This is a genomic window from Thalassococcus sp. (assembly GCF_982780845.1).
The window spans coordinates 276,111-302,550 of the sequence record NZ_CEYADA010000002.1; the positions used below are offsets into that span (position 1 = coordinate 276,111).

General features: G+C 58.6%; 26 protein-coding genes. 15 read left to right on the forward strand and 11 right to left on the reverse strand.

What is annotated here, in order from left to right; all coding sequences use genetic code 11:
• Nucleotides 1-9 precede the first annotated feature (9 nt).
• Nucleotides 10-1,458, reverse strand: a complete 1,449-nt coding sequence (locus AC4FIA_RS03490; protein WP_490364733.1) for an FAD-linked oxidase C-terminal domain-containing protein — start codon at nucleotides 1,456-1,458, stop codon at nucleotides 10-12.
• A gap of 120 nt (nucleotides 1,459-1,578) precedes the next feature.
• On the opposite strand from AC4FIA_RS03490, the gene AC4FIA_RS03495 reads away from it, so the two are divergent.
• The 3 genes from AC4FIA_RS03495 to AC4FIA_RS03505 are packed head-to-tail and all read left to right on the forward strand — an operon-like array spanning nucleotide 1,579 to nucleotide 3,134.
• A complete protein-coding gene (locus tag AC4FIA_RS03495; RefSeq protein WP_103910607.1) occupies nucleotides 1,579-1,989 on the forward strand; it encodes a CopD family protein in 411 nt (136 codons plus the stop codon).
• A gap of 2 nt (nucleotides 1,990-1,991) precedes the next feature.
• Nucleotides 1,992-2,711, forward strand: coding sequence for a DUF599 domain-containing protein (locus AC4FIA_RS03500; protein WP_490364734.1), 720 nt, complete (start codon nucleotides 1,992-1,994; stop codon nucleotides 2,709-2,711).
• Nucleotides 2,712-2,747: 36 nt separating this feature from the next.
• Nucleotides 2,748-3,134: a hypothetical protein gene (locus tag AC4FIA_RS03505; RefSeq protein WP_490364735.1), complete on the forward strand. Its 387-nt coding sequence runs from the start codon at nucleotides 2,748-2,750 to the stop codon at nucleotides 3,132-3,134.
• Between the two features lie 3 nt (nucleotides 3,135-3,137).
• On the opposite strand, the gene AC4FIA_RS03510 is transcribed toward AC4FIA_RS03505, so the two are convergent.
• From AC4FIA_RS03510 to AC4FIA_RS03525, 4 genes are read right to left on the reverse strand one after another with little or no spacing between them, the layout of a single operon-like run.
• Nucleotides 3,138-5,180 (reverse strand): hypothetical protein, encoded by a 2,043-nt coding sequence (locus AC4FIA_RS03510; protein WP_490364736.1) that lies wholly within the window; start codon nucleotides 5,178-5,180, stop codon nucleotides 3,138-3,140.
• Complete coding sequence (locus AC4FIA_RS03515; protein WP_490364737.1) at nucleotides 5,177-7,936, reverse strand: DUF4159 domain-containing protein; 2,760 nt, start codon at nucleotides 7,934-7,936, stop codon at nucleotides 5,177-5,179. Before AC4FIA_RS03515 ends, AC4FIA_RS03510 begins: the two co-directional genes overlap by 4 nt.
• Nucleotides 7,933-8,811: a DUF58 domain-containing protein gene (locus AC4FIA_RS03520; protein WP_490364738.1), complete on the reverse strand. Its 879-nt coding sequence runs from the start codon at nucleotides 8,809-8,811 to the stop codon at nucleotides 7,933-7,935. Before AC4FIA_RS03520 ends, AC4FIA_RS03515 begins: the two co-directional genes overlap by 4 nt.
• Entirely contained in the window at nucleotides 8,808-9,815 is a 1,008-nt protein-coding gene (locus AC4FIA_RS03525) for an AAA family ATPase (protein ID WP_490364739.1), read from the reverse strand. Before AC4FIA_RS03525 ends, AC4FIA_RS03520 begins: the two co-directional genes overlap by 4 nt.
• Nucleotides 9,816-9,884: 69 nt before the next feature.
• Here AC4FIA_RS03525 and AC4FIA_RS03530 point away from each other — a divergent pair, with 69 nt between their 5' ends.
• Both AC4FIA_RS03530 and AC4FIA_RS03535 read left to right on the forward strand, forming a co-directional pair.
• Entirely contained in the window at nucleotides 9,885-10,463 is a 579-nt protein-coding gene (locus tag AC4FIA_RS03530) for a DUF1285 domain-containing protein (protein ID WP_490364740.1), read from the forward strand.
• A 3-nt stretch (nucleotides 10,464-10,466) separates the two neighbouring features.
• The gene (locus tag AC4FIA_RS03535; protein ID WP_490364741.1) at nucleotides 10,467-11,222 is read left to right on the forward strand and encodes a hydroxypyruvate isomerase family protein; all 756 of its coding nucleotides are present in this window, start codon (nucleotides 10,467-10,469) and stop codon (nucleotides 11,220-11,222) included.
• Nucleotides 11,223-11,224: 2 nt separating this feature from the next.
• On the opposite strand, the gene AC4FIA_RS03540 is transcribed toward AC4FIA_RS03535, so the two are convergent.
• Nucleotides 11,225-12,043 (reverse strand): sulfotransferase family protein, encoded by an 819-nt coding sequence (locus AC4FIA_RS03540; RefSeq protein ID WP_103910600.1) that lies wholly within the window; start codon nucleotides 12,041-12,043, stop codon nucleotides 11,225-11,227.
• 151 nt (nucleotides 12,044-12,194) lie between these two features.
• On the opposite strand from AC4FIA_RS03540, the gene AC4FIA_RS03545 reads away from it, so the two are divergent.
• Both AC4FIA_RS03545 and AC4FIA_RS03550 read left to right on the forward strand, forming a co-directional pair.
• Nucleotides 12,195-13,772, forward strand: a complete 1,578-nt coding sequence (locus AC4FIA_RS03545; protein WP_490364742.1) for a DUF5928 domain-containing protein — start codon at nucleotides 12,195-12,197, stop codon at nucleotides 13,770-13,772.
• An 8-nt stretch (nucleotides 13,773-13,780) separates the two neighbouring features.
• Complete coding sequence (locus tag AC4FIA_RS03550) at nucleotides 13,781-14,152, forward strand: histidine triad nucleotide-binding protein (RefSeq protein ID WP_473031113.1); 372 nt, start codon at nucleotides 13,781-13,783, stop codon at nucleotides 14,150-14,152.
• An 89-nt stretch (nucleotides 14,153-14,241) separates the two neighbouring features.
• On the opposite strand, the gene AC4FIA_RS03555 is transcribed toward AC4FIA_RS03550, so the two are convergent.
• On the reverse strand, nucleotides 14,242-15,174 hold the full coding sequence (locus AC4FIA_RS03555) for an ABC transporter ATP-binding protein (protein WP_490364743.1): 933 nt from the start codon (nucleotides 15,172-15,174) through the stop codon (nucleotides 14,242-14,244).
• Between the two features lie 75 nt (nucleotides 15,175-15,249).
• Between AC4FIA_RS03555 and AC4FIA_RS03560 the strand changes: the two genes are divergently transcribed.
• The 3 genes from AC4FIA_RS03560 (at nucleotide 15,250) to AC4FIA_RS03570 (ending at nucleotide 19,119) form a co-directional block, all read left to right on the forward strand.
• Nucleotides 15,250-15,429: a zinc-finger domain-containing protein gene (locus tag AC4FIA_RS03560; protein WP_490364744.1), complete on the forward strand. Its 180-nt coding sequence runs from the start codon at nucleotides 15,250-15,252 to the stop codon at nucleotides 15,427-15,429.
• A 158-nt stretch (nucleotides 15,430-15,587) separates the two neighbouring features.
• Nucleotides 15,588-18,404, forward strand: a complete 2,817-nt coding sequence (gene polA, locus AC4FIA_RS03565; protein ID WP_490364745.1) for a DNA polymerase I — start codon at nucleotides 15,588-15,590, stop codon at nucleotides 18,402-18,404.
• A gap of 31 nt (nucleotides 18,405-18,435) precedes the next feature.
• Entirely contained in the window at nucleotides 18,436-19,119 is a 684-nt protein-coding gene (locus AC4FIA_RS03570) for an SGNH/GDSL hydrolase family protein (protein ID WP_490364746.1), read from the forward strand.
• A 54-nt stretch (nucleotides 19,120-19,173) separates the two neighbouring features.
• Here AC4FIA_RS03570 and AC4FIA_RS03575 read toward each other — a convergent pair whose 3' ends face one another.
• Nucleotides 19,174-20,163, reverse strand: coding sequence for an adenosine kinase (locus AC4FIA_RS03575; RefSeq protein ID WP_490364747.1), 990 nt, complete (start codon nucleotides 20,161-20,163; stop codon nucleotides 19,174-19,176).
• Entirely contained in the window at nucleotides 20,160-20,804 is a 645-nt protein-coding gene (gene nth / locus AC4FIA_RS03580) for an endonuclease III (protein ID WP_490364748.1), read from the reverse strand. The genes AC4FIA_RS03575 and nth overlap by 4 nt, the downstream gene beginning before the upstream one ends.
• Nucleotides 20,805-20,912: 108 nt before the next feature.
• Between nth and AC4FIA_RS03585 the strand changes: the two genes are divergently transcribed.
• From AC4FIA_RS03585 to AC4FIA_RS03595, 3 genes are all read left to right on the forward strand, one after another.
• Complete coding sequence (locus tag AC4FIA_RS03585; RefSeq protein WP_287475073.1) at nucleotides 20,913-21,749, forward strand: methylated-DNA--[protein]-cysteine S-methyltransferase; 837 nt, start codon at nucleotides 20,913-20,915, stop codon at nucleotides 21,747-21,749.
• A gap of 122 nt (nucleotides 21,750-21,871) precedes the next feature.
• Nucleotides 21,872-22,540, forward strand: a complete 669-nt coding sequence (locus AC4FIA_RS03590; RefSeq protein WP_103910592.1) for a YiaD family glycine zipper/OmpA-like lipoprotein — start codon at nucleotides 21,872-21,874, stop codon at nucleotides 22,538-22,540.
• A gap of 100 nt (nucleotides 22,541-22,640) precedes the next feature.
• Nucleotides 22,641-23,189 carry an NADPH-dependent FMN reductase gene (locus tag AC4FIA_RS03595; protein WP_490364749.1) on the forward strand — a complete coding sequence of 183 codons (549 nt, stop codon included), beginning with the start codon at nucleotides 22,641-22,643 and terminating at the stop codon, nucleotides 23,187-23,189.
• On the opposite strand, the gene AC4FIA_RS03600 is transcribed toward AC4FIA_RS03595, so the two are convergent.
• Entirely contained in the window at nucleotides 23,180-23,581 is a 402-nt protein-coding gene (locus AC4FIA_RS03600; protein WP_490364750.1) for a VOC family protein, read from the reverse strand. The genes AC4FIA_RS03595 and AC4FIA_RS03600 overlap by 10 nt on opposite strands.
• A gap of 6 nt (nucleotides 23,582-23,587) precedes the next feature.
• Nucleotides 23,588-24,277, reverse strand: a complete 690-nt coding sequence (locus AC4FIA_RS03605) for a sugar transferase (RefSeq protein ID WP_490364751.1) — start codon at nucleotides 24,275-24,277, stop codon at nucleotides 23,588-23,590.
• A 930-nt stretch (nucleotides 24,278-25,207) separates the two neighbouring features.
• On the opposite strand from AC4FIA_RS03605, the gene AC4FIA_RS03610 reads away from it, so the two are divergent.
• On the forward strand, nucleotides 25,208-25,822 hold the full coding sequence (locus AC4FIA_RS03610; RefSeq protein WP_490364752.1) for a ribonuclease D: 615 nt from the start codon (nucleotides 25,208-25,210) through the stop codon (nucleotides 25,820-25,822).
• A complete protein-coding gene (lptC, locus tag AC4FIA_RS03615) occupies nucleotides 25,822-26,436 on the forward strand; it encodes an LPS export ABC transporter periplasmic protein LptC (protein WP_490364753.1) in 615 nt (204 codons plus the stop codon). Before AC4FIA_RS03610 ends, lptC begins: the two co-directional genes overlap by 1 nt.
• Nucleotides 26,437-26,440 lie beyond the last annotated feature (4 nt).

The following is a 26,440-nucleotide window of genomic DNA, read 5'->3' on the forward strand; positions in this document are numbered from 1 at the left end:
GGATCAATCCTATTCCGCAGCGATTGCCATGTTGCGACGCGTCTCGGACGCGGCCAGTGGGAACACCTTGGCAGGGTTCAAAAGCCACTGGGCGTCGAACACATCCTTGATCGCCATTTGCGCCTCAAGATCCTCGGGCGCGTATTGGTCGACCATCAGATCGCGTTTTTCGATACCAACGCCGTGTTCACCGGTCAGGCATCCGCCGACCTCGACGCACAGGCGCAGGATGTCCGCGCCAAAGGCCTCGCACAGTTCCAGATCGCCTTCTTTGTTGGCATTGAACAGGATCAGCGGGTGCATGTTGCCGTCGCCCGCGTGGAACACGTTCGCAACGCCAAGTCCGTATTCCTTGGACATTTCGCCAATCCGGCGCAGCACGTAGGGCAGCGACGACACGGGGATCGTGCCATCAAGGCACATGTAGTCGTTGATCTGCCCCATCGCGCCAAAGGCCGATTTGCGGCCCAGCCAGATGCGGCCCGCTTCGTCCGCATCCCGTGCTTCGCGCAGTTCAACAGGGTTGTGGCGCTGGGCGATGTCTTTGATCAACGCCAGTTGTTCGTCGATCTCGGCAGGGCTGCCTTCGACCTCGACGATCAGCAGCGCTTCGCACTGAGGGTAGCCCGCTTTGGCGAAGGCTTCACAGGCCTCGATGCAGGGGCGGTCCATGAATTCGATGGCTACGGGCAAGACGCCTGCTTTGATGATGTCGGACACGCATTCGCCGGCGACTTCGTTCGAATCGTAGGCGATCAGAACAGGCCGCGCGCCTTCGGGTTTGTGCAGAATGCGCAGGGTGGCTTCGGTCACGACGCCAAGCTGACCTTCCGAGCCGCAGATTACACCCAGCAGGTCCAAACCCGCAGCGTCCAGATGCGCGCCGCCCAATTCCACGATGGTGCCGTCCATCAGAACCATGGTCACGCCCATCAGGTTGTTTGTCGTCACACCATATTTCAGACAATGCGCACCGCCCGAATTCATCGCAATATTGCCCGCAATCGCGCAGGCCAGCTGAGACGAAGGATCGGGGGCATAGAAGAAATCGTTTTCCTCGACCGCGCCGGTGACGCTCAGGTTCGTGCGGCCCGTTTGAACGCGGATGATCCGGTTTTCATAGTCGGTCTCAAGCACGTCATTCATGCGGGACACACCAAGGATCAGGGAATCCGCCGTGGGCATCGCGCCACCGGCCAGCGACGTGCCCGATCCGCGCGGCACGACGGGCACGCCCTCTTCGTGGCAGATTTTTAAAATGTCCGAGACTTCTTTAGTTGTGGACGGCAGGGCCACGGCCAAGGGCGGGCAGCGATAGGCCGTCAGCGCGTCGCATTCGTAGGCCCGCGTTTCCGCAGGGTCCGAGATCAGGGCGTCGGGCGGCAGCACAGCAGACAGACGCGCCACGATATTGGGTTTCCGCGCGAGAAGCCCCGCGTTGGGTACCGGCATTTCCATGATGTTCCTCCCTACGCCTTAAGGCGCTGGCTGTTACAATAGCGGGACATGACGCCAGATCAAATCCGTGAAACTACGTAGGCTCTTGCAGCGGCGTCCAGTTTGCCGCAGGCATAGGACATGGACTGGATCAAGATCATACACCTTCTTTGCGTCATGGGTTGGATGACGTCGATTTTCGCCGTTCCTCGTGCGCTGATTTACTGGAAACGGGAATACGCCCGACTGGGTGAATTCGGACCCTTGGGCGATCTTACGATCCGGCTTTATCGTTTTTCCGCAGGCCTTGGCGTGATTGCTCTGATCACCGGCCTTTGGTTGGGCGGTCTTTGGGGGATGCCGAACTGGGTCTGGCTGAAGCTGGCTTTGGTTTCAGGACTCGTTGTTCATTACATCTGGACCGGGCGCATGGTGCTGCGGGCCAAGCGCGGCGAGTTTAAAGAAAGCGACATGTTCCTGCGCATCTTCAACGAAGTATCGGTCTTCGCCGTCATCGCGGTGCTGTGGGTTGTTGTGGTAAAGCCGTTCTGACCATGATTACGTTGCCCGACCTTTCCCTGTTCTCATTGATGGACTTTGTCGCCGTCGGCACCTTGCTGGTGGTCTGGAGCCTATTGTCCCTCCTGATCGAAAACGCGCCCAAGCGGTATCCGTCGACCTCGCAGATCATGGCGGGGTATCGCCGTGAATGGATGCGCCAGTTCGTGACCCGCCAGCCGCGGATATTCGATTCCCAGATCGTGTCCAGCCTGCGTCAGGGAACAGCGTTCTTTGCCTCCGCCTCAATGATCTCGATCGGTGGCGGCTTGGCGCTTTTGGGCAATGCAGACCGTTTGCGCGGTGTGGCCCAAGACCTGACACTGGGCGCTGATCCGGTTCTGGTGTGGGAAGTAAAGATCTTCTTCATGCTGCTGTTTGCTGTGAATGCCTTTCTGAAATTCGTCTGGTCGCACAGGCTGTTCGGCTATTGCTCGGTGCTGATGGCCGCGGTTCCGAACGATCTGGATGACCCGAACGTCTACGTGCGCGCGTCGCAAGCAGGCGAGATCAACATCACCGCCGCGCGCGGGTACAACCGTGGTCTGCGGTCGGTCTATTTCGGGATAGCCAGTGTCGCATGGTTGTTGGGCGCGGTGCCCTTGTTGGTGGCCACTGTGTTCACCGTTGCGGTGATCCTGCGGCGCGAATTCGCGTCCGAGTCGCGCGCCGTGCTGCTTTCAGGCAACGCTCGCGCGGATGACACACAAAGTTGACGGGCAGGTCATGAATGCGGGTGCTAAGGTGAAGGCATGCAAACACCCATGATTCATACTCTGCGCCAAGTGTGTTTTACCGCTGCGATAACTGCGTTCACTGCCGTGCCTGTGCTGGCCGACAGCCCGTTGGTCGAAGACGTCCAAATGGAAAAAACCGGCATGGGTTGGCGGGTGTCGGTAACGCTTAGCCATGCTGACACAGGTTGGGATCATTTCGCCGATAGCTGGCGCATTGAGGATGCCGAGGGCAAGGTGATTGCCGTTCGCAAACTGATGCATCCACATGTGGAAGAGCAGCCTTTCACACGGTCGTTGTCCTCGGTCATGCTGCCCGACGGCACGCGCGAAATCTATGTCCGCGCGCATTGCTCGAAGGGTGGCTGGCACGATGAGACCACCAAGGTGAAGATCGCGCGTTAAACGCTAGTTCCGACCTTCGCGCAGCCAGCCTGCCAAGATCACAGCCGACGCCAGCAGCAGGACCAGCCACGCAGGAAGCAGCGGCGTCTGCGTCACATCCACCGTTTCAAAGGCGTTTCTTGGCGTGATGCCGATCCAGCCGCGACCAGCGGCGGGGCGGCCTTCGCCGACGTTGCGCAAGGCGGGAATGCCGTCTTCCAGACGGGGTGCGCCACCGCGCATGGATGCGATCACGGGATCAAGGATTTCCGATGTGGCGATGGTTTCCTCGAACTCTTTCGGCGCAGCTGGGCCAAGGCCGATGACAGCCTCTTTGTCGCCTTCCGCCAGTCGATACAGACCGATTTTGGGGCCAGTAAACGTGGCCTCAAACCGGCCGGGTGCGGTTTCTTCCAGTTCGATTTCCTCGGTCGTGCCATCGGGATGGGTTATGGTCACTGCGCCAACGCTGTCCTCCAGCGTGCGGCGGATGATGCGCATTGTTTGGCCGGTAGCTTCGGCAAACAGGATTTCTTCCTCCAGCTCGGGCTCTTTCATCATCCAGTGGGCCAGACGGCGCAGCAGCTCCAACTGCGGTCCGCCGCCTTCGTACCCGCGCGACCACAGCCACGCTTGGTCTGACGCAATCAGCGCAACGCGGCCTTCACCCACGCGATCCAGCATCAGAAGCGGGCGTTCATCCACGCCTGTCATCAGAACTTCGGCATCGTCTGACGCCGCGATGTCGATCTGACGTAGCCAGCGGCCCCACGTGTCTTGGTTCAGCATGCCCGCTGTCACAGGGTGTTTGTCGCCCAGATCTGTGATGGTCGGGCGATAGGCCTCTTCCACCACGCGGGCGGTGGGGGCACCGGGGATGACCTCGCCCAAGGGTGAACGGTACAGGCTTTGCGCTGTCGCGAAATCGGGGCCTGCGTTGATCAGAACGGCACCGCCCTGTTCGACGTAATTGCGCACGTTATCCAGATAGATCGCAGGCAGAATGCCGCGGCGTTTGTAGCGGTCGAAGATGATCAGGTCGAAGTCTTCGATCTTGTCCAGAAACAGTTCGCGTGTCGGGAAGGCGATCAGGGACAGTTCGTTGACCGGCACGCCGTCCTGTTTTTCCGGTGGGCGGAGAATGGTGAAGTGTACCAAATCGACCGAGCTGTCGGATTTCAACAGATTCCGCCATGTGCGCCCACCCGCATGGGGTTCGCCGGACACCAGCAAAACGCGCAGGCGGTCACGCACGCCGTTGATCTGCACCAGCGACGTGTTGTTGCGGTCGGTCAGTTCGCCGTCCGCTTCTGGGACCGAAAACTGGATCACGTTCATTCCGCCATGGGGCAGGGTGATGGGCAGTTCCACGTCACGCCCGATGGGCATGGCAAAGGTCTGTGCCGGTGCGCCGTCGACCGATATATCAATGGTGGTTTCGCGTTCATCAGGCGCGGCACCATCGTCTTCAACGCTTAAGGTCAGAGTGACGGGTTCGCCAAGGATGGCAAAGGCAGGTGCGTTTTTCACGATCAGGCGGCGGTCCCAATCGGTTTCCTTACCGGTCAGCAGCAAATGAAGCGGTGCAGGCAGGTCAGGCGCGCGTTCCAAATCATGCAGGCGACCGTCTGACAACAGCAGGATACCGGCAACACGGCCACGGGGTTCCTCGGCCAGTGCCTCGGACAGGGCAGACATAAGCTGCGTGCCCGCGTCATCGGCGCTGTCGCCCACGTTGATGCGGCGCACTTCGGTGTTGGGGCGGTCGGCCAGCCGTGCTTCAAGCGTTGTGGCGGTGTCTTCGGTCAGGCCAGCGCGATCTGCCAGTTTCTGGCTGGCGCTTTGATCGACGACCATCAGAACAATGTCCGACAAAGGCGCGCGGTTTTCCTGTTGGAACGACGGTTGCGCCAAGGCTGCGCCCAGCACGGTGACCGCCAGCAGCCGCCACGCCCAGCCCCGTAACCCACGCCACAGCGCAAGAATCACGCCAAGCAACCCCAAGGCGGCCAATGCTCCGATGGCAAGCCACGGCAAAAGGGGATCAAAGACAATGGTTCCGGTCATTGGCCCAACCTGTCGAGCAGCGCAGGCACGTGGACCTGATCGGATTTGTAGTTGCCTGTCAGCACGTGCATGACAAGGTTCACGCCAAAGCGATACGCAATCTCGCGCTGGCGTTCGCCGGAAAATCCGGTGCCAAGGCGGTTCAGCGGCATGCCGCTGGCGTTGGTCGCCCAGGCGCCGATCCAGTCATTGCCGCCGATAATCACCGGCGTGACGTTATCGTTCAGGTTTCTGAACGGCATGCCTTCGATCAGTTCGGCATCGGCTGGTGCGGCCTCGACCCAGATGTCGCGGCCGGTGTAGCGACCGGGGAAGTCCTGCAGCAGATAGAAGGTGCGCGTTAGCACGTGATCCTGTGGCAGCGGTTCAAGCGGTGGAATGTCCAGCGGCGCGGCCAGTGCCTGAAGCTTGCGGCCATTCGGGCTGGATGTGCCGAAAGAGGCGATGTCAGCATCGCGCGTGTCGAAAAGGATCATCCCGCCGGTGCGCAGGTAGGTGTTCAGCTTGGCATAGGCCTCGACCGACGGGGTCGGCTGATCAGGAGTGATTGGCCAGTAAAGCAGCGGAAAGAATGCCAGTTCGTCGGTTTCAAGGTTCACACCAATGGGGTCGGATGGTTCGATGGACGTGCGGAAATAAAGAACGTCAGACAAACCCTTCAGACCAGCAGACGCCAAACCGTCCAGATTGTCGTCACCTGTCAGAACATGCGCCAGACGCAGCTCTGATGTCGCCTCGATTGCGGCACGGTCGTCGGTTTGGGCGTGGCTGATATCGGGCATGCCCATGGTCATCACCGCAGCCGTGATCAGCGATGCGACGCGCGCGCCACGCAGCTTGCCTGACAACGCCAGCGACGCCAGCACATCGGCAAACAGCAGCACCATCGACAGCGCCAAGAGCCAGCCTGCCAAAGGTGTTTCGCGGGACGTGGTCAGCCCTTCGACAGGAATGCGGTCGGGCCATTGGGTCGGAGTCAATTCCGTGGCCGAGGTCACCACGTTGCGCGCAAGGCTGCGGTCTTCGCCCTGATACAGGCCTGGGCGCAGGTCGGGGCCGAGCGCGGCTGTCACCAGTTCTTCGCCCGCGATGCCAGGCAGGTTTTGCGCATCGCGCAGCGTGCCGAACCCGTCCAGCACTTTGGCCGGTTGCCATGTGGTGCCCGCCAGATCGGCGGCTTCGGGTGTGGCGGTGATCGACGACACGGCAAGGCGTTCCAGCATTTCAACGAACAGGCCGGACAACGGCAGGTTGGACCATTCGGCGTTCGCGGTGACGTGGATCAGCACGATCTGGCCTTGGCCCACGCGCTTGCGGGTGACCAACGGTGTGCCATCGGTCAGTTGCGCAATCACGCGGGATGCCAGCGTAGGATCAGGCTGGGCCATGACCTGCGATGTGACCGAGACGTCCTCGGGAACGTCCAATCCGAAGAACGGGCTATCGGCGTCAAAGGGCGCGAGTGTTTTGGGCTCGCCCCAGCTCATCGCGCCGCCGACGGTGCGGCCACCGGCGCGCAGGCGGACAGGCATCAGCGCGTCTTCTTCGCTGCGGGACACGTCGCTTGCGGCAAGGCGGGGACCGGCAAAGCGCAGCAGCATACCGCCCTTTTCCAGCCATTCCAGCAGCAGCGCCTCTTCGCCTTCGCTGACGGTCGCGACGTCGGCAAAGACGACAACATCGGGATTGGCTGGCAACACATCCGTCAGGCCGCCTTCAATCAGATCGGCAGTGGGTTCCAGAGCGCGTTCCAGATAGTGGGTGGGCGACAGCAGTTCTAACCCCTCGCGGTTTTGCGAACTGGCGATCAGCGCAACTTCGCGACGGCGCAGCGTGTCGTCCGGCAGGCTGACAGCACCGGCACCGCGGCTTCCTGCGATGGTAAAACGCTGGATACGGGCGCGCAGTTCGGCGGGGATTTCGACGCTGCCACGGGCATCCAGAACGTCGGCGGCAAAGGTCAGGTCCTGGGTGGCAAGCGTGGTTTCGTTGCCGGATGGATCGGGGCCGATGGCCTGAACGGTGATGGTCTGTTCCGCACCGGAACGCAGGCGGCGGGCGGTCAGTTGCACAGCGCCATCTTCGAACGTGGCGGGTTCCAACCCGTACAGACTGCGCGGGCTTTCGAACACAGTGACGCTGCCCTTGGCTTCCAGTGCGGTCAGCAGGGGCACGCGGTTTTCGCGGGCGATGCCGTCGGAAAACCAAAGCGTGTCAAAGTCGCCATCGGGCAGAACACTCGTGGCCTCAGCGATCATCACATCCGTTGGTTCCCACGGTTCCGGCAGGATGCCGGTCAGGCGAGAAATCAGGCTGCCTGCCGCTTGAAATACGGGCCCCTCGGGATCAGTCAAACGCAGCAAGGCGACCGGACGGTCGTCGCGGCCCGCTTGTGAAAGGCGGTCTTCGAGGCTGGAGATTTTTGCCCGCCAGTCAGGGGCCGAGGCCCAGCTTGCGTCCATCACGACCAGCAACGGCGCGTTGCTGGATGTCTGATCGCGGGCTTCGGGGTTCAGGATCGGGCCTGCCATGGCAATGATCACGGCTGCCACAGCCAGCATCCGCAACAGCAACAGCCACCAAGGGGTGCGGTCGCTGATCTGTTCTTCGTCTTTCAGGCCAAGCAGCAGGACCACGCCGGGGAACATGCGGCGTACAGGTGCGGGCGGCACGGCGCGCAGGATGATCCACAAGATCGGCAAGGCCAGCAGACCCAGAAGCAACCAAGGTGCGGTAAAGCCCAACGCGCCGATCATCTTGCAGCACCCCCATCAAAGGCACGCCACATCCACAGCAGGGCGGATTGCGCGCTTTCGTTTGTGTGGTGGCAATTGAACTGCCATCCTGTCGCGCGACACAGCTGTTGCAGCCGGTCACGACGTTCGTTCAGGCGGTCCAGATAGCGGTCGCGCAGGTCCTTGGCCTTCAGGGTTTCAAAGCTGATCGTGCGGCCAACGGATTCGAATATCGTGCGCCCTTCGAACGGAAATGCCTCTTCCATCGGGTCCAGCACTTGCAGCAGTACGCCACGCACACCGCGATCCGCCGCTTTGGCCAAAGCGGCTTCAACTGCGTCGATATCGCCTAGGAAGTCCGAGGCGAACACGGCTTTTGCGTGGGGGATCATCCCGCGTGCTTCTGGCGGGGCATAGTCCTGTGCATCGTCGGTCGAAAACGCCTCGGCCAGTCGGAGGATTTGCTGTTCTCCACGACGTGGCGGCAGGGTGAAGCCCGTCAGGCCCACGCGTTCACCGCCACGGATCAGCAGGATCGCCATCGCCAGCATCAGAACGCGGGCGCGAGATGCTTTGGTTTCTGTATCCTTGGTGCCTGCGAACTGCATGGATGCGCCTTGGTCGAGCCACAGGATCACGCTTTGGGCGATCTGCCATTCACGGTCGCGGACAAACTGCGCGTCGCCCTTGGCCGATCTGCGCCAGTCGATGGACCGCAGGCTGTCGCCCTGCATCATCGGGCGGTATTGCCAGAAATCGTCGCCTTGGCCCGCGCGGCGGCGGCCATGTTCACCCAAAAGAACGCCATTGGCCAGATGATCGGCCTTGGCCAGCAACGCAGGCAGCGTACTGGCGGCGATTTCCGCGTCGCGTCTTAGGGTGAGCGGTTGTGTCACGCAGCGGCCTCGGACGTTTGCAGGCCAGCGGCGATGGTGTCGATGATTTTGCCAAGGTCCTCACCCCGGGCACGGGCCGAGAAGGTCAGCGCCATGCGATGGATCAGAACGGGTTTCGCCATCGCCAGCACATCTTCGGGCGATGGGGCAAGGCGGCCTTGCAGCAGAGCGCGGGCCCGAACTGTCAGCATCAGCGCCTGTGCCGCACGCGGGCCGGGGCCCCATGCCACGGTTTCGCGGACCAGATCGGGCGCAGAGGGATCATCGGGGCGGAAGGAGCGGACCAGATCAAGGATCATTTCGACAACACCTTCACCCACGGGCATACGGCGCAGCAGGTGCTGGGCCGCGATCAGTGTTTCTGGATCGAACACCTGATGGGCCTGCGCATCTTCGGTGCCCGTCGTGGCCAGCAAAATGTCGCGCTCTGTGTCGCGGTCTGGATAGGCCACGTCGATCTGGACAAGGAAACGGTCCAACTGCGCTTCGGGCAGGGGATAGGTGCCTTCCTGTTCAATGGGGTTTTGCGTTGCCAACACATGGAACGGCGCGTCCAGTGCGCGGGTTTCGCCAGCAACGGTCACGACCTTTTCCTGCATCGCCTGCAACAGCGCCGACTGGGTGCGCGGCGAGGCGCGGTTGATTTCGTCGGCCATCAGAAGCTGGCAGAAAATCGGGCCTTGAATGAATTTGAAGGCCCGTGATCCGTCAGGGCCGGTTTCCAGAACCTCGGAGCCAAGGATATCGGCGGGCATCAGGTCTGGCGTGAACTGAACGCGGTTGCCATCCAGCCCCATGACCGTTGAAAGCGTATCGACCAGACGTGTCTTGCCCAGACCCGGCAGACCGATCAGCAGGGCATGGCCGCCACACAACAACGCGGACAGCGTCAGATCGACGACCTGTTCCTGACCGATAAAGCGTTTGGTGATTGCCTGCTTGGCCTCGGCCAGTTTGCTTTCCAGCGCCTCGATCTCGGCGACCAGATTTTCCGTGTCGGCCATGACATAACTCCCTTGCAGGCTAAACTAATGTAGATGAGTGTATCGCGCGAACAGGAAATGGCAAAAGCAATGAGTACACAAAATCCCGTTATCCCGTCCGCAGAAGGGATTGCAGCATCGGTTCGTGCATCAAAAACACGCGGATTACCGCCGGTGCACAAATGGAACCCACCGTTCTGCGGTAATCTGGACATGCGTATCGCGCGGGATGGCACGTGGTTCTACGAAGGATCGCCGATTGGACGCATCGGTTTGGTGAAGCTGTTCTCATCGATTCTGAAGATGGAAGACGGACGTTACTTTCTTGTGACGCCTGTAGAAAAAGTCGGAATCACCGTCGATGACGCGCCCTTTGTGGCGACGGATTTTACCGTGACCGGTGAGGGACAGGATCAGGTGATCCGGTTCGAAACCCACGTGGGCGATTTCACCGAAGCGGGTCCTGACAATCCGATCCGAGTGGAGCGTGATGACGAAAGCGGAGAGCCTGCGCCTTACGTCCATGTCCGTGCGGGGCTTGAGGCGTTGATCGATCGCAAAAGTTTTTATCGGCTGGTAGAGCTGGGCGTCGAAAATGACGGGTGGTTCGGTGTTTGGTCGCAGGGGCAGTTCTTTCCGATGATCCCTGCGAACGAACTGGACCTGTAAAGGGTGAAGTTCGCGGCGAACATCACCTTGTTGGATTTCGGCTGTCCGGTTTTGGAGCGGCCTTCGCGGGCTAAGGCGCTTGGGTTCGACGGGATCGAGTGTCTGTTTCCCTATGACCATTCGTTGGACGAATGGGATACCGCTTTGTCCGGTCTGCCTGTTGCGCTGATCAATTCGCCGGAGCCGGATTGGGCGTCAGGGGCCCGTGGGTGCGGGGCGCTGGTTGGCTGGGAAGAGACGTTTCGCAAACGCGCTGAGCACGCGCAGACATACGCCAAGGCGCTGGGCGCGGATCGGCTGCATCTGTTGTCGGGGAATGCATCGGGCGCAGACGCGCAGGCGGCACTTGTAAAAAATCTGCAATGCGCGGCGGATAGTGCGCCTGATTTGATGCACACGATTGAACCGCTGAACCCGATCGACATGCCGGGCTATTTCCTGAACGATTACCATCTGGCGATTGATATTCTTGTGCAGGTGGATCGGCCCAATATCGGCCTGCAATACGATGCATGGCACGCACAGCGCATCCATGGCGCGGCGCTGGATGTTTGGAACGACTGCAAAACCTATGTCACCCACGTACAAATCGCAGGGCTTGTCGCCCGCAACGCCCCTGATCTGACGAACGCAGACGAAGTGGCGCTGCTAGAAGCGATTGCGCATCACGGATATGACGGCTGGATCAGCGCAGAATACATACCTGCGACAGCGGATGATCGCGACTGGCTGGCCAAGGCACGGCAGATCACAGGTTAGGGTCAGTCGCCAAGCTTGGCGTGCACCTCGTCCAGATCGATCTCGGCAATAGGCATCTTGTTGCCCGGATTTTCGAAATCGTATTTGAACAGGTCGAAATCCCGTTTGTAGATTTCATAGACCAGATGCATCGACAGATCGTCGAAGTAATCCTCGACCGGATGGGCGCGTTTGGGGCCGTGGCCTTCGCTTTCGTTAAAGCGCGGGATATCGGCCAGAACCACCGGGTGTTTGGTTTCGATGTTGTCCAGCACCTCTTGCATCCCGTCGTTAAATGCTTCGGTCCAGAAAATTTTATTATAGCGGCCGCCGTTGACGATGAACGTCGATACATGGCCGGACATGGCGGACCAGTGAATGTCTGGATCCATTGGACGACGCCAGCGGATTGTGTCGCGCGCGAACAAAAGGAAGCGACGGAAGGACTGGATCTGGTCGAAGTCCTGCTTGCCGTCATCGCCGCCAACCTCGATCCCGTATTTCTGGATCAGAAGGGGCACAAGGTTGCCGCGATAGCGTTTGCCGTTCCGCTGGATGCCGCAGATTTTGTCGAAAAACGACGACAGGATGCGCGTGTAGGGGTTTCGGACGCAGGTAAAGGCATAGGACGAACGGGTTTTGACATTGGCGCGGATCGCGGCCTGACTTTCTTCGCGGGCCCATTTGTGCAGACCTGTCTGGGCGTCGTGGATGTCACCGTCAAAGAATTCGCCGTGGTCCGAATAATACATGATCTGACCGATGGTCGAACACGCACATTTGGGAACCACGCGGTAGACCACGCTTTCGCTCTCGGTCATCCATGTACCGGGGAAGCCCATATCATCACTCCAGAAACTGCTCTTTTTGGCCTGCTGCTTGCAACAACTGGCATTATTGGGCCAAAAAAGCAAAGAACCGAGGTTCATTCAATCTTAGTTTGCGCGTATCAAGTTACAAAATCGGGCGAAAATAGGGCAGTCAGTATCTGGAATGGCAAAAATCGCGTTCATTCTGCTGTGTCACAAAGACCCTGACGCCATCATTCGACAGGCGCTCAGCCTTACCGCTGTGGGCGATTATATGTCGATCCACTTTGACGCCAGCGCGCCGAAAGCGGCCTACGATAAAATCCGTAGTGCGCTGAAAGATAACCCAAATGTCACATTCTCGAAAAAACGCATCCGCTGCGGGTGGGGGGAATGGAGCCTTGTTCAGGCGACTTTGTATGCTGTTGAAGCGGCAGTAGACGCATTCCCGCGGGCCACGCATTTCTACATGCTGTCCGGCGATTGCATGGCAATCAAGTCGGCGGAATATGCGCACGAGTTTCTCGACAAGCGCGAAGTCGATTACATCGAAAGCTATGATTACTTCAAATCCGACTGGATCAAGACCGGCTGGAAAGAAGAACGTCTGATCTATCGCCACTTCTTTAACGAACGGACCCAGAAAAAACTTTTCTACGGGATGTTTGAGTTCCAGAAACGTCTGGGTCTGACGCGCAAAGTGCCTGATGACCTTGAGATCATGATCGGCAGCCAGTGGTGGTGCCTGCGTCGTCGCACGGTCGAGTGGATTCTGGATTTCACCAAAAAGCGCCCCGATGTGATGCGGTTCTTCCGTACGACGTGGATTCCCGACGAGACATTCTTCCAAACGCTGGTGCGCCATCTGGTGCCGGAAAAGGAAATCGAGTGTCGGACGCTGACGTTCCTGATGTTCACCGACTACGGGATGCCGGTGGTGTTCTATAACGACCACTACGACATGCTGCTCAGTCAGGATTTCCTGTTTGCCCGTAAAATCAGCCCCGCCGCGCGGGATATGAAACGGCGGTTGGGGGTTCTTTATTCGACCGAAGGCGTCAGTTTTCAGATTTCGAACGAAGGCCGGTCGTTGTTCAAGTTCCTGTCCGGCAAGGGCCGGATCGGACGCCGGTTTGCGCCACGGTTCTGGGAAACCGAAAGCTCGCTTGGGCGCGAGCGTGAATTGCTGATCGTGGTTTGCAAGAAGTGGCACGTCGCCAAACGTCTGCTGGATCGCATCCGGCAGATGACCAACATCCCGTGCATCGAATACCTGTTCAACGAAGAACAGACGGCCCTGCCTGATCTGGGTGGTATTCAAACGACATTGGGCAAACGACACCGTCACAGACGCGCGCTGATGCGGATGTTGTTTGACTATTATGACACGGACAAGCTGGTGGTTTGTATCGATCCCGGCAACCTCGACCTGTTGGAAGATTTCTGCCGCGACCGCGCCACAACGCGCGTGCTGGAAATCGAATGCCAGTTCAGTGACGAATACATGATCGGGCATGCGATGCGCGTGGGCCTTGCGGGGGATCAGACGCCGCAGGAAACGCTGAACCGTTTGTTGCCGACAATTCGCAACGACATCTTGCATGAATCCGACCGGATCAGGGATGCCGAGTTCGAACACTACATGCGTATCCGTGAAATCGAGACGCCCGAGGCCAATGCAGAAACGCTGGAGGCGTTTTTGACTGTGCCGCATGATCAGGCGATCGAAATTGCGCGCAGCCCTTACCTATTTGCTGACTGAGGACAGACATGGCCTATAGCTACGACGATCAGAATATCTTTGCGAAAATCCTGCGCGGGGAAATTCCGAACACCACGGTTCTGGAAACCGAACACAGCCTTGCGTTCCGCGATCTGTACCCGCAGGCGCCGACCCATGTTCTGGTGATCCCCAAGGGGCCTTACGTGTGCTTCGATCACTTTGCGCAGACAGCGTCGGACGCGGAAATCGTCGATTACGTGCGTGCGGTCGGTGAGGTTTGCAAAATGGAAGGTGTCGAGGCGGACGGTTTCCGCCTGATTGCAAACGCAGGCAAGAACGGTGTGCAGGAAGTGCCGCATTTGCATGTGCACATTCTGGCGGGTCGCAATCTTGGCCGTATGTTGGCGCCTGCCAGCTAAATCCTGATCCAATTGTGCGCGGCCCTTTGGGCCACGCGCAGGTTTATCTCGCCCCTGCTTTGGCAGGGGCTCGGGTTTGTCTGCTTGGCTTATGCTGCGCGCGTAAGTTTCAGGAACACATCTTCCAGATCGGGTTGTTCTGTTCGCACATCGCGGATGCGGATGCCTGCGTTGCGTACGGCATCCAGAACGTCATCGGCGCTGATGTCGCTGGCGCGGTAGTGGAAGGCCAGAGTGCCGTCTTCGCGCGTTTCGATCCGGACGTGGTCGACGTCTGGTAGTGTGTCTGGCCGCTCGGACGGGTCGATCACGATGGTGCGGCTGTCGAGTTGGCCCAGAAGGTTTTTCGTGCTGTCACGGGCGATCAGGCTGCCTTGATTGATGATCGCGATCTCGTCGCACATTTCTTCTGCTTCTTCGAGGTAGTGCGTTGTCAGGATGATCGTCATCCCCCGTTCGCGGTTCAGCTTGCGCACGTTTTCCCAGAGCATTTGCCGAAGTTCGATGTCCACGCCTGCGGTGGGTTCATCCAGAACAAGGATATGGGGGTGATGAACCAGCGCCTTACCCAGCAGCAGTCTGCGGCGCATGCCGCCGGACAGGGTGCGGGCGTAGGCGTGGGCCTTATCCTCTAGCCCAACCATTTTCAGGATTTCATCGGACCGGCGTTGGGATTTCGGCACGCCGTAGAGGCCTGCCTGCACTTCCAGCGCGCCGCGCGGGGTGAAAAACGGGTCGAGGTTCAGCTCTTGTGGCATCACACCGATCGACGCGCGGGACTGGCGCGGGTTTTTATCCTGATCGAAACCCCAGATTTCCACCTGACCGGCTGTTTTCTTTACCAGACCTGCCAGAATGTTGATCAAGGTGGACTTGCCGGCGCCATTCGGGCCGAGCAGGCCGAACACGCTGCCTTCGGGGATTGTCAGGTCGATCCCCTTTAGCGCGTCTTTGGCTGGGGCGTTGCCTTGGGCTTTGTAGGTTTTGCGTAACCCTTGGATACGGATTGCATCATTGCTCATGCTCTGACTTGCCCCCTTCGTAAGATTTGCTCATAAGGCATTTAGTGCAAAGAAGACCCGAGGGGAATCCACGCAATGAGCCAGGACGCGCCTGAAACTAAAATCGTCGATACCTATCGTGTTGCCTGTGATGGCGGCGAGGGTGCTTTGGGTCATCCCCGTGTGTGGCTGCAGATCCCCCAAGATCAGGGCTGGGTCGAGTGCGGCTATTGCGATGCCCGCTTTGTCCACAAAGATCACGCCGACAAAGCCTGATCCATTCTTTCTGTAGATTGATCTGAACGCTGCCGAGCCTGCGGTTTGGCGGCTTTTGCTGTTTCGGCTGTTTGTGACTGTAGTCTGCAAAAGACTTGCTGGCGGCATCCTTCGGAACATGTCAGAAACCTGATGACGCTGATTATGGAGACGACGGCATGAGCACGGGATTTGGCAAGGGATCGCATCTGCATCTGATTGATGGATCGGCTTTCATCTTTCGCGCCTATCACGCCCTGCCGCCGCTGACCCGCAAATCCGACGGTTTGCCGATTGGGGCCGTGTCCGGCTTTTGCAACATGTTGCAGCGCTATGTCGAAAATAACTCGGGCAAGGATGCGCCGACGCATATTGCGGTGATCTTCGACAAAGGCAGCCATACCTTCCGCAACGATCTGTACGACCAGTATAAAGCCAACCGCGAAGCGATGCCCGAAGATCTGCGCCCGCAAATCCCGCTGACACGCCGCGCGACCGAGGCGTTCAATATCGCCTGCAAAGAGCTTGAGGGCTACGAGGCTGACGACATCATCGGCACGCTGGCCTGTCAGGCGCGTGAGGCGGGCGGGTCTGTGACCATCGTCAGTTCGGACAAGGACCTGATGCAGTTGGTAGGCGATGGTGTTGTCATGTACGACGCCATGAAGAACCGTGTGATTGACCGCGATGGCGTGTTCGAGAAATTCGGCGTGTATCCCGAACGCGTGGTCGATGTTCAGGCGCTGGCGGGCGATTCCGTCGATAACGTGCCGGGCGCGCCGGGGATCGGTGTGAAAACGGCGGCTCAGTTGCTGGGTGAGTTTGGCACGTTGGAAGAACTGTTGGACCGCGCGGAAGAGATCAAACAGCCCAAGCGCCGTCAGACCCTGATCGAAAAGCGCGATCAGATCGAACTGTCGAAAAAGCTGGTGCAGCTGGATTGCGAAACGCCGCTGGATTTCACGCTGGATGATCTGGAGCACACCGATCCTGACCCCGAAACACTGCTGGGCTTTTTGAAAGAGATGGAGTTCCGCACGCTGACCAAGCGGATTGCGGATGCCTTCGGAGTTGATGCGCCCGTTATTCCCGACACCACGCCGCAGGGTGCGAATCCGCCTGCGGACAATGGCCCGTCGGTGGCGGATATCCCGTTTGAACCGGCCAGCTACGATTGTGTGCGCGATGTCGAGGCATTGAAGACGTGGATCGCGCAGGCGCATGAGCTTGGCTATGTGGCGGTCGACACTGAAACCACCAGCCTGAACGAAATGACGGCGGAACTGGTGGGTGTGTCTTTGTCGGTCGAGGCGGGAAAGGCGGCCTACATCCCGCTTGGGCATCGCAGCCAAGGGGGTGATGATCTGTTCAGTGGGGCCGAATTGGCCGAAGGGCAGATCAAACTGGACGACGCGCTGGCGCTGCTGAAACCGCTGCTGGAAGATCCGGCTGTGATGAAAATCGGCCAGAACATGAAATACGACGCCAAGGTACTGGCGCGCTATGGCATTGATATCGCACCGATTGATGACACCATGCTGCTGTCTTATGCGATGAACGCGGGTCTGCACAGCCATGGCATGGACGCGCTGTCGGAACGTTATTTGTCCCATTCGCCGATCCCGATCAAAGAGGTCATCGGTTCGGGCAAAAGCCAGATCACCTTTGATCTGGTCCCGATTGATGAGGCGACGAAATACGCGGCCGAGGATGCAGATATCACCCTGCGCCTGTGGCAGATTTTCAAACCGCAACTGCATCAAGCGAAAGTTACCCGTGTCTATGAAGGCATGGAGCGTCCCTTGGTGCCGGTTCTGGCGGATATGGAGCGCGCGGGCATCAAGGTGGATCGCGATACACTGTCGCGCATGTCCAACGCGTTTTCGCAGAAAATGGCGGGGCTTGAGGCCGAAATCCATGAAATGGCGGGTCAGCCGTTTAACGTCGGATCGCCCAAGCAGCTTGGCGAAATTCTGTTCGACAAGATGGGTTTCGAGGGTGGCAAAAAGGGCAAGACCGGCGCCTATGCCACCGGCGCTGATGTGCTTGAGGATCTGGCGACCGAACACGAGCTGCCGCGCCGCGTTCTGGACTGGCGTCAGCTGTCCAAGCTGAAATCGACCTACACCGACGCGCTGCAGGAACACATCAACGCCGAAACGGGCCGCGTGCACACGTCCTATTCTATCGCGGGTGCGAACACGGGGCGATTGGCCTCGACCGATCCGAACCTGCAAAACATCCCCGTCCGGACCGAAGAAGGCCGCCGCATCCGCGAGGCGTTCATTGCCGAACAGGGTAAGGTGCTGGTGTCGTTGGACTACAGCCAGATCGAACTGCGCATTCTGGCGCATATCGCGGGCATTGATGCGCTGAAACAGGCGTTCCGCGAAGGGCAGGACATTCACGCAGCAACTGCGTCTGAAATGTTCAACGTGCCCTTGGACGAAATGACGCCAGACGTGCGCCGTCAGGCCAAGGCGATCAACTTCGGTGTGATTTACGGTATCTCGGGCTTTGGCCTTGCGCGGAACCTGCGCATCCCACGGGCCGAGGCGCAGGGCTTTATCGACCGGTATTTTGAGCGCTTCCCGGGCATCCGGACCTACATGGACGAAACCACCGAATTCGCCAAGAAACACAGCCGCGTGGAAACCCTGTTCGGTCGTGTGATCCACACGCCCGAGATCGCCGCCAAAGGCCCGCGAGCAGGCTTTGCCAAACGTGCCGCAATCAACGCGCCCATTCAGGGCACCGCCGCCGACATCATCCGCCGCGCGATGATCCGTATGCCGGATGCGATTGCGAAATTGCCCGCGACCATGCTGCTTCAGGTGCACGACGAACTGTTGTTCGAGGTCGAAGAGGGCGCTGTCGACGAATTGATCACCACGGCCCGCGACGTCATGGAAAACGCCGCTGATCCCGTTGTAAAACTGGATGTGCCGCTGGTTGTTGATGCCGGTCAGGGGGCGAACTGGGCCGAGGCGCATTGATCGGCTGACCACGTTAAACAAGGCAGTATACATGGCCCGTTTTTTATTGGCACTTTGCATAAGCGTTTTGCTGTCAGCGACCAGTTCGCTGGCGCAAGAGCGCAAAGTGTTGGTGATGGGCGATTCCCTGATGGCGGTGCACAAGATCAAGGGCCGCTCGGTCGGGCGTTACCTTGAACGCTATCTGAAAACCGAGGTCGAAGATAACTCCAAGCTTGGCGCGTGGATGATCTATCGCCTGCCGCTGACGGGGGCTTTGGGCTTTTCTATTCCGCGCCAGTACAAACCCGGTCATTGGGACTGGGTGGTGCTGAACGGTGGTGGCAACGATCTGTGGCTGGGCTGTGGGTGCAGCAAGTCCTGCAAGGGCAAGCTGGATCGCCTGATTTCGGCCGACGGTAAGCGTGGCGAAATCCCCAAGTTACTGAGCGCCATACACAATAACGGATCGCGCGTGATCTATGTGGGCTACCTGCGCAGCCCCGGCATCGACACCCCGATCGAGGCGTGCAAGACGTGGGGCGATGCGCTTGAGGCGCGGATTGATCTGTTTTCGCAGCAATCGGGACGCCTGAACTATTTGTCTTTGCAGGGCTTGGTTCCGGAAGGCGATGCAAGCTATTTCGCGAATGATTTGGTGCATCCGGCGACGAAGACCAGTCAGGAAATCGCCCGCCGTATCGCCGAAATCATCGTCCGGACCGAGCGTCAGTAAGGCACAAAAAAACCGGCGCTGGTTGGCGCCGGTTTCTAGTCATGTCTTCAGGTTTCAGATCAGGCCGTTGGTCTTGAACAACTCGGGCAGGCTGACCTCGGGGCGGGGGCCCATGTGGCTGATAACTTCGGCGGCAGCGGCGCAGCCCATGCGGCCCGCAGCGTCCATATCCGCGCCTGTCACCAAGCCGTACAGGAAGCCAGCAGCAAACTGGTCACCTGCGCCTGTGGCATCCACAGGCACGGTTTTCTGAACTGGAACGTCGGTGCGCTGGCCGTCGCGGATGATGCTGACGCCGTCACCGGAACGTGTGCAGACAACAATCGGGCAGATCGCGGCGACAGCGGCCAAATCGGATTCCAAATCCTCATTGCCGAACAGGCCACGAATCTCGGCCTCGTTGCCGATCACGAAATCCAGTTCGTTTTCGATCAACGTCAGAAAGTCATCGCGATGGCGGTCGACGCAGAAGGGGTCGGACAGGGAAATGCCAGCCTTACCACCCGCCGCGCGGCAGGTTCGGGCGGTTTTGACAAACGCTTCTTTGCCCTTGTCCTTGTCGAACAGGTAGCCTTCCAGAAACACGATCTCGGCCTCGCCTGCGACGTCCTCGGATACGTCATCGGGGCCGACCTCGGACGAGATGCCAAGGTATGTGTTCATCGACCGTTCGCCATCGGGTGATACAAAGATCATGGATCGCGATGTGGGCAGTTCGTCACCTGCCACAGGCGCGTTCACGAAATCGGTGCCGTCATCGGCCATGGCCTGCGCATAAAAACGGCCCAGCGCGTCGTCTTTGACACGGCCGATAAACGCGGTGCGCAGGCCCAGATTGCCCAGACCCGCGAGCGTATTCGCAACCGATCCACCGGGTGCCTGAACACGGTCGTCCATCGCGCCGTACAGCACTTCGGCACGTTCGCGTTCGACCAGTTGCATGATGCCTTTCTCGATCCCCATGTGATCCAGAAAGCTGTCTTCGGCGCGGGTGATCACGTCTACAACGGCGTTGCCGATGCCGACGACTTGGTACTTTTTCATTCGGTTTTGTCCTCGAACTGACAGAGGTCGCGGATATGACAGGCCGCGCATTTGGGTTTTCGGGCCACGCAGATATAGCGTCCGTGCAAGATCAGCCAGTGGTGTGCGTGTTGTTGGAAATCGACGGGGATGTGGTCTTCGATGGCGCGTTCTACGGCGACCACGTCTTTGCCGAGGCAGATGCCTGTCCGGTTGCCGACGCGGAAGATGTGGGTATCCACCGCCTGCGCCGGATAGTGCCACCACATGTTCAGCACAACGTTCGCAGTCTTGCGGCCCACACCTGGCAGGCTTTCCAGCGCGGCGCGGGAATTGGGAACTTCGCTGCCGTATTCTTCGACCAGAATTTTGGACAGCTTGATGACGTTCTTGGCCTTGTTGCGGTAAAGCCCGATCGTCTTGATGTGTTCGATTACGCCCTCTTCGCCCAGCGCCAGCATCTTTTCCGGCGTGTCCGCGATCTGGAAAAGTTTTTCGGTCGCTTTGTTCACGCCCGCATCGGTGGCCTGCGCTGACAGCGCGACCGCCACGACAAGCGTGTAGGCGTTGACGTGGTTCAATTCGCCTTTGGGTTCCGCCTCGGCCGCTTGGAAGCGGGTAAAGATTTCGCGGATCGTATGATAATCAAGCTGCTTTGCCATGGCGCGTTAATGACGGCTGCGGGCACATTGCGCAACATTCGGGTCGCGGGACGCGGCGTCCTGACGCTAAGGTGTGGCCAAGCTACCCTGATTTGACCGAGGCCCCCGATGAACGTGCAGACCGAAGGCTATCATTTCCAGATCATGCGCCGCGCCATCGACCTTGTGGATCAGATGGGTCCAACCGCCACGCTTGAGGAACTGGCCGCGGCTATGGACATGAGCCCTGCGCATTTCCAGCGTGTGTTCACCCAGTGGGCTGGTGTCAGCCCGAAACGGTTCAGCCAGTATCTGACCCTTGGTCATGCCAAGGCGCTGCTGCGGGATCGGTTCACCACGCTGGAAACGGCCCATGCGACAGGGCTGTCCGGCACAGGCCGCCTGCACGACATGTTCCTGCGATGGGAAGCCATGAGCCCCGGTGAATACGCCACAGGCGCAGAGGGGCGCGAGATTCACTGGGGCTGGTTTGATAGCCCCTTTGGTCCCGCCTTGGTGATGGGTACAGACAAAGGCATCTGCGGCATCGCGTTTTCGGCTGAAAGCGGTGAGGACGAGGCGATGCGCGATATGACATCGCGCTGGCCTGCGGCACGGTTTGTCGAGGCCCCCGAGAAACTGGCGCAATGGACGCAGACCGCCTTTGGCACCGGTCCGGGCGAGGTGCCTTTGGTGCTGATCGGCGCGCCGTTCCAGATCAAGGTGTGGGAGGCGTTGATGCAAATCCCGTCGGGATATGTGACCACCTACTCCGAGATTGCCGAGGCGATTGGCAACCCCAAAGCCGTCCGTGCCGTGGGAACAGCCGTCGGTCGGAACCCGATCAGCTATCTGATCCCGTGCCACCGTGCCCTGCGTAAATCGGGTGGCTTGGGCGGCTATCACTGGGGGCTTCCTGTCAAACGCGCGATTCTGGCATGGGAAGGTGCGCGCGAGGATGGGTGAGTAAATCAACTTATTGGCAAAATGCTGCCTATTCACAGGATGTTTTCTTGGGATGGACGGAACGAACCTCGTATAAGCTGCGTTGAACTCACTCTGGGATGACCAACACACGAGGGACCCAAATGATCCGTACGAGCAGAAATATCCTGTTGTCCACAGCCGCGCTTATGGCGTTGACCGCCTGTGATCCGGCCGTGATGAACAGCCCCGACAACACACGTCGTAACACACAGCAAGGCGCCCTGATTGGCGCTGGTGTGGGTGCACTGGCTGGCGTGATCGCTGGCAACGACGCTGAAGAACGCCGCAACAACGCTATCGTAGGTGCCGCAATCGGTGCAGGCGCAGGCGCGCTGATCGGCAATGAACTGGACAAGCAAGAAGCGGCGCTGCGCCAGCAGATGGCAAACGACGACGTCATCATCCGCAACACAGGTGACCGTCTGATCGTGACCCTGCCGCAGGACATCCTGTTTGCAACAGATTCCACATCCGTCAGCCCCGTGCTGCAAGGCGATCTGGCTGCGCTGTCCAACAACCTTCTGCAGTACCCGAACAGCACCGTTCAGGTCGTCGGCCACACCGACAACGTGGGTGACGCAGGTTACAACTTTGATCTGTCGCAGCGCCGCGCGCAGGCCGTTGCCGGTATCCTGATTTCGAACGGCGTGTCGTCTGGCCGTATCCAGACCATCGGTCGTGGCGAAGACGCACCGATCGCGTCGAACCTGACACCGGAAGGTCGCGCGCAGAACCGTCGTGTTGAAATTGTGATCTTGCCAACAACCTGATCTGACACAATTTTAGTGCAAGCAAAGGCGCTGCAGCTTGCTGTGGCGCCTTCTTTTTCGACAAAACGACAATACCGAGTACGAAGGACGGGATCACCACATGGCTGAGCTGAAACTGGTTGGAATTTGCGGATCTCTGCGCAAGGCATCGACAAACCGAATGCTGATGATGGCAGCGGTCGAACATTTCGGGCCGGCCGATTTCGAGGAAATGAATATCGACTGGCCGGTTTATAACGGCGATGTCGAAGCCGAAGGCATCCCCGAGGCCGTCTTGAAAGCGGACGAATTGCTTCGCTCGGCTGATGCGGTGATCGTGACCACGCCCGAATACAACAAAGGCATTTCCGGATCTTTGAAAAACGCGCTGGATTGGCTGAGTCGGACCAAAACGCAGCCGTGGTCAGGTCGTCCGGTGGCGGTGATGTCAGCGGCGGCTGGTGTGCAGGGTGGGGCCCGTGCGCAATCCATGCTGCGTCTGTGCCTGAACCCGTTTCGTCCTCATGTCATTCCGGGCCCCGAGATCATGCTGGGTCAATCCGGTCAGCAGTTTGATGAAAACGGCAAGCTGACCAACGACGGCACGCACAAGTTTCTGGGTGAACTGATGGGCCAGCTTCGCGAACTCGCAGAAGCGCGTCAGAGCTGATTTGATATCTCGATCAGGTTTGCATCGGGGTCGCGCAGGTAAATGGACCTAAGCGGCCCCACAGCGCCTGTACGGGCCACTGGGCCCTCTTCTATCGCTACACCGCAAGCCGACAGATGGGCGATCCAGTCGTCCAGAGCCGCATCTGACAACAGGCACAGGTCGGAGCTGCCGGGTGTCGGGCGGTTGGCCTTGGGTTCAAACTCGGCCCCTGCCTGATGCAAGTTGATCTTTTGCGACCCGAACACCAGCGCGTGGCGCAGGACGTCGTCTGCGCCGCGAAATTCATGATGGGTCATTCCCAAGGCATCGCAATAAAACGCAATGGTCGCGGAGATATCCGCGACCGTCAGAACCAGATGATCAAGCGACTTGATCTGCGGTGATGTCATGCGTTCTTAGCAGCCTGTTCCGTTAACCACGACGCGCATAGTACGCAGCATGACGCGGAAATCGGTCAGGAAGGACATCTGGCGCAAGTAATCGGTATCAAACTGCGCGCGGTCGGCAAAGCTGGATTCGTTACGAACCGAAGTCTGCCAGAAACCGGTGATGCCGGGGCGCAGCGCGTAATAGGCCGTGCCGGGATAGATTTTCTGCTGGTCTACCATCATCGGACGCGGGCCAACGATGGACATATCGCCCTTAAGGACGTTCCACAGCTGCGGCAGTTCGTCGATGGACGTTTTGCGGATGAGGTGGCCAACTTTGGTAATGCGCGGGTCGTGGCGCAGTTTCTGCGTCAGATCCCATTCGGAACGGGCTGCGGGATTGGCCGCAAGGTACCCTTCCAGCATCTGATCCGCGTTCGGGACCATGCTGCGCAGTTTCCACATGTTGAAGACAGCGCCGTTTCTGCCGACACGGCGCTGACGATAAAACGGAGACCGCCCATCCAGAGCGACGAGAAGTACAAACGGCAGAGCAATCATCAAAGCAGGGAGGGTTGCGAGCAAGACAAGCATAATGTCCAGGGCGCGTTTCGCGACGCCACGATAAACAGAACTCGTACGGGCACCATCAAGGGCGCCAGCCACTAAACTTTCGAACTCGTTAGACTTAACCGACTGGTACAAGTGCATGGTCATGAAGACCCTCCGAAAACCCACTAGTGGAGTTCCGAACGATCAATCGCTAACTGTACACAAACGTGTCCCGTGCCCAAAAACCTGAAACCGAGGCTCTTGAGTGCTTCCGCCAAGGCGAATGCTGGGATGATCGTTACACAAAGCAGGCAGCGACGCGCAGACCGAACTTAACCCCGTAATTTCAGCACCAGCCCCCAGGCGCTTTTGTTCGCATCCGCCGTCCGAAAGACATTGGATACTCTTTCGATATGCATTTGTGGCAGATTTTAGTCAACGGGGCAGTTTTACATGCACTTTTGAGTTGTATCGCATTTTTATGCAAAACTTGCGCGCGGTTCTCATATTAACCCCTTAATTCCGCGCGGACGGTCGTCTGGCCACTGGTGCGTTTTGTATGTGGGGATGCAGTCGGGTAACAAAATGGGGGAAAAAGTCAGCAAATTCCCCCTAAAAAGTGCGATTTTTCACCTGTTCAGGGCGGCGCTATTGGGCTGCATTTAAAAACAATTTCGGAATTAATCGCGATTGTTTCTCAATTGGGTTATTTTATATCAAAAGTGGTCTTTCTTTTGTCTTTTTTGAACGAATTTATATTCAATGTGAGTGATGTTTTTAAAAGTTCTTGTATAATCAAAGTGACTTTAGTTGCTCATTGATTCTCCTTGACCCAATACCTGCCGGTTTCGTGTTTCGGGTAAAAAAGCCGACACGCGAAAGCTGTAGGAAAGTGCTCACGAAATGTTACAAATCGGGCGATAATGTGGTGTGTCTTTCGATACCACCCCTGAAATTGGACCGAATTAAGGCGGGATTCGCCCGAATCATCCGCTGAATCCCCCGATATCGGCGAAGGTTTTCCTAGGTGAGTTGCCTCGCGCGGGCGGGCTGTCTATGTCCGATACATCGAACTGAGCACTTAAGGGCGAACGCATGGCCAATTCTCTATATCAAGGCGACCTGCCCGATGATCTGGACTTGGGCGACACCGTTGCCATTGATTGCGAAACGATGGGATTGCATCCACATCGCGACCGGCTGTGTGTTGTGCAGCTGTCGGGCGGTGATGGAAACGCCCATATGGTTCAGATCGCCAAAGGTCAGTCCAGTGCGCCAAACCTTGCGCGGCTTCTGGAAGATTCAAACGTATTGAAGCTGTTCCATTATGGCCGTTTCGATATCGCAGCTATGTATAATGCGTTCGGGGCATTGGCCGCGCCGGTTTATTGCACCAAGATCGCCAGCCGGTTGGTGCGCACCTATACTGACCGCCACGGTCTGAAGAACCTTTTGCAGGAACAGCTGGGTGTCGACATCTCGAAGCAGCAACAATCCAGCGATTGGGGCGCGGACGAACTGACCAACGCGCAACTGGATTACGCGGCATCGGATGTTCTGCATCTTCATCGCTTGCGCGAAAAGATGGATGAGATGCTGATCCGCGAAGGTCGCAAGGACCTGGCCGATGCCTGTTTTGAGTTTCTGCCCACCCGCGCCAAGCTTGATTTGGCGGGTTGGCCGGACACGGATATCTTTGCTCATTCTTGATGGCACGGGCAGAGGGCACATATTCGCGGGTTGTCGCGTGGATGAAAATCCTGTTGCCACTTGTGGCCTTGGGACTGTTGTCGACGATCTTTCTGTTCTCCAAGAAAAGCGACCCGACCGAAGATCTTCCTATCCGCACGCGCGCGATCCTTGAAGAAAAGGAATCCGAGCAAGCCAGCAACGCGACCTATTCCGCCACGATGGACGATGGCGCATTGTTAACGCTGCGCGCCGCGACAACGCGGCCCGATCCTGATGCGGCCGATGGATTAGTCGCCAGCGATTTCGCAGCCCAGATGGATATGACAGACGGGTCGCGCATCAATCTGTCGTCGCCGGATGCTGCGTTGGATAATGAAGCCAGCACTGCAACCTTGCGCGGGGGCGTGCGGATTATCAGTTCTACGGGCTACACCATCGAAACCGACACGCTGAAGGCCGCCACAAACCGGATCTCTGCCGAAAGTGAAGGCGCTGTCACCGCCACCGCGCCTGAGGGCACGCTGACCGCCGGTCGCATGGTGATCACAGATCAGGCGGAAAGTGGCGGGGATGACGTGCAATTGCTTTTCACTGATGGCGTCAAGATGATATACGAACCCCAAAGCGATTGAGTGC

Excerpts from the sequence above, each read along its gene's own strand:
- AC4FIA_RS03490 (WP_490364733.1), bottom strand. The coding sequence starts at position 1,458 with ATGGAAATGCCGGTACCCAACGCGGGGCTTCTCGCGCGGAAACCCAAT.
- AC4FIA_RS03495 (WP_103910607.1), top strand. The coding sequence starts at position 1,579 with ATGGACTGGATCAAGATCATACACCTTCTTTGCGTCATGGGTTGGATG.
- AC4FIA_RS03500 (WP_490364734.1), top strand. The coding sequence starts at position 1,992 with ATGATTACGTTGCCCGACCTTTCCCTGTTCTCATTGATGGACTTTGTC.
- AC4FIA_RS03505 (WP_490364735.1), top strand. The coding sequence starts at position 2,748 with ATGCAAACACCCATGATTCATACTCTGCGCCAAGTGTGTTTTACCGCT.
- AC4FIA_RS03510 (WP_490364736.1), bottom strand. The coding sequence starts at position 5,180 with ATGACCGGAACCATTGTCTTTGATCCCCTTTTGCCGTGGCTTGCCATC.
- AC4FIA_RS03515 (WP_490364737.1), bottom strand. The coding sequence starts at position 7,936 with ATGATCGGCGCGTTGGGCTTTACCGCACCTTGGTTGCTTCTGGGTCTG.
- AC4FIA_RS03525 (WP_490364739.1), bottom strand. The coding sequence starts at position 9,815 with ATGGCCGACACGGAAAATCTGGTCGCCGAGATCGAGGCGCTGGAAAGC.
- AC4FIA_RS03530 (WP_490364740.1), top strand. The coding sequence starts at position 9,885 with ATGAGTACACAAAATCCCGTTATCCCGTCCGCAGAAGGGATTGCAGCA.
- AC4FIA_RS03540 (WP_103910600.1), bottom strand. The coding sequence starts at position 12,043 with ATGGGCTTCCCCGGTACATGGATGACCGAGAGCGAAAGCGTGGTCTAC.
- AC4FIA_RS03545 (WP_490364742.1), top strand. The coding sequence starts at position 12,195 with ATGGCAAAAATCGCGTTCATTCTGCTGTGTCACAAAGACCCTGACGCC.
- AC4FIA_RS03550 (WP_473031113.1), top strand. The coding sequence starts at position 13,781 with ATGGCCTATAGCTACGACGATCAGAATATCTTTGCGAAAATCCTGCGC.
- AC4FIA_RS03555 (WP_490364743.1), bottom strand. The coding sequence starts at position 15,174 with ATGAGCAATGATGCAATCCGTATCCAAGGGTTACGCAAAACCTACAAA.
- AC4FIA_RS03560 (WP_490364744.1), top strand. The coding sequence starts at position 15,250 with ATGAGCCAGGACGCGCCTGAAACTAAAATCGTCGATACCTATCGTGTT.
- polA (WP_490364745.1), top strand. The coding sequence starts at position 15,588 with ATGAGCACGGGATTTGGCAAGGGATCGCATCTGCATCTGATTGATGGA.
- AC4FIA_RS03570 (WP_490364746.1), top strand. The coding sequence starts at position 18,436 with ATGGCCCGTTTTTTATTGGCACTTTGCATAAGCGTTTTGCTGTCAGCG.
- AC4FIA_RS03575 (WP_490364747.1), bottom strand. The coding sequence starts at position 20,163 with ATGAAAAAGTACCAAGTCGTCGGCATCGGCAACGCCGTTGTAGACGTG.
- nth (WP_490364748.1), bottom strand. The coding sequence starts at position 20,804 with ATGGCAAAGCAGCTTGATTATCATACGATCCGCGAAATCTTTACCCGC.
- AC4FIA_RS03585 (WP_287475073.1), top strand. The coding sequence starts at position 20,913 with ATGAACGTGCAGACCGAAGGCTATCATTTCCAGATCATGCGCCGCGCC.
- AC4FIA_RS03590 (WP_103910592.1), top strand. The coding sequence starts at position 21,872 with ATGATCCGTACGAGCAGAAATATCCTGTTGTCCACAGCCGCGCTTATG.
- AC4FIA_RS03595 (WP_490364749.1), top strand. The coding sequence starts at position 22,641 with ATGGCTGAGCTGAAACTGGTTGGAATTTGCGGATCTCTGCGCAAGGCA.
- AC4FIA_RS03600 (WP_490364750.1), bottom strand. The coding sequence starts at position 23,581 with ATGACATCACCGCAGATCAAGTCGCTTGATCATCTGGTTCTGACGGTC.
- AC4FIA_RS03605 (WP_490364751.1), bottom strand. The coding sequence starts at position 24,277 with ATGACCATGCACTTGTACCAGTCGGTTAAGTCTAACGAGTTCGAAAGT.
- AC4FIA_RS03610 (WP_490364752.1), top strand. The coding sequence starts at position 25,208 with ATGGCCAATTCTCTATATCAAGGCGACCTGCCCGATGATCTGGACTTG.
- lptC (WP_490364753.1), top strand. The coding sequence starts at position 25,822 with ATGGCACGGGCAGAGGGCACATATTCGCGGGTTGTCGCGTGGATGAAA.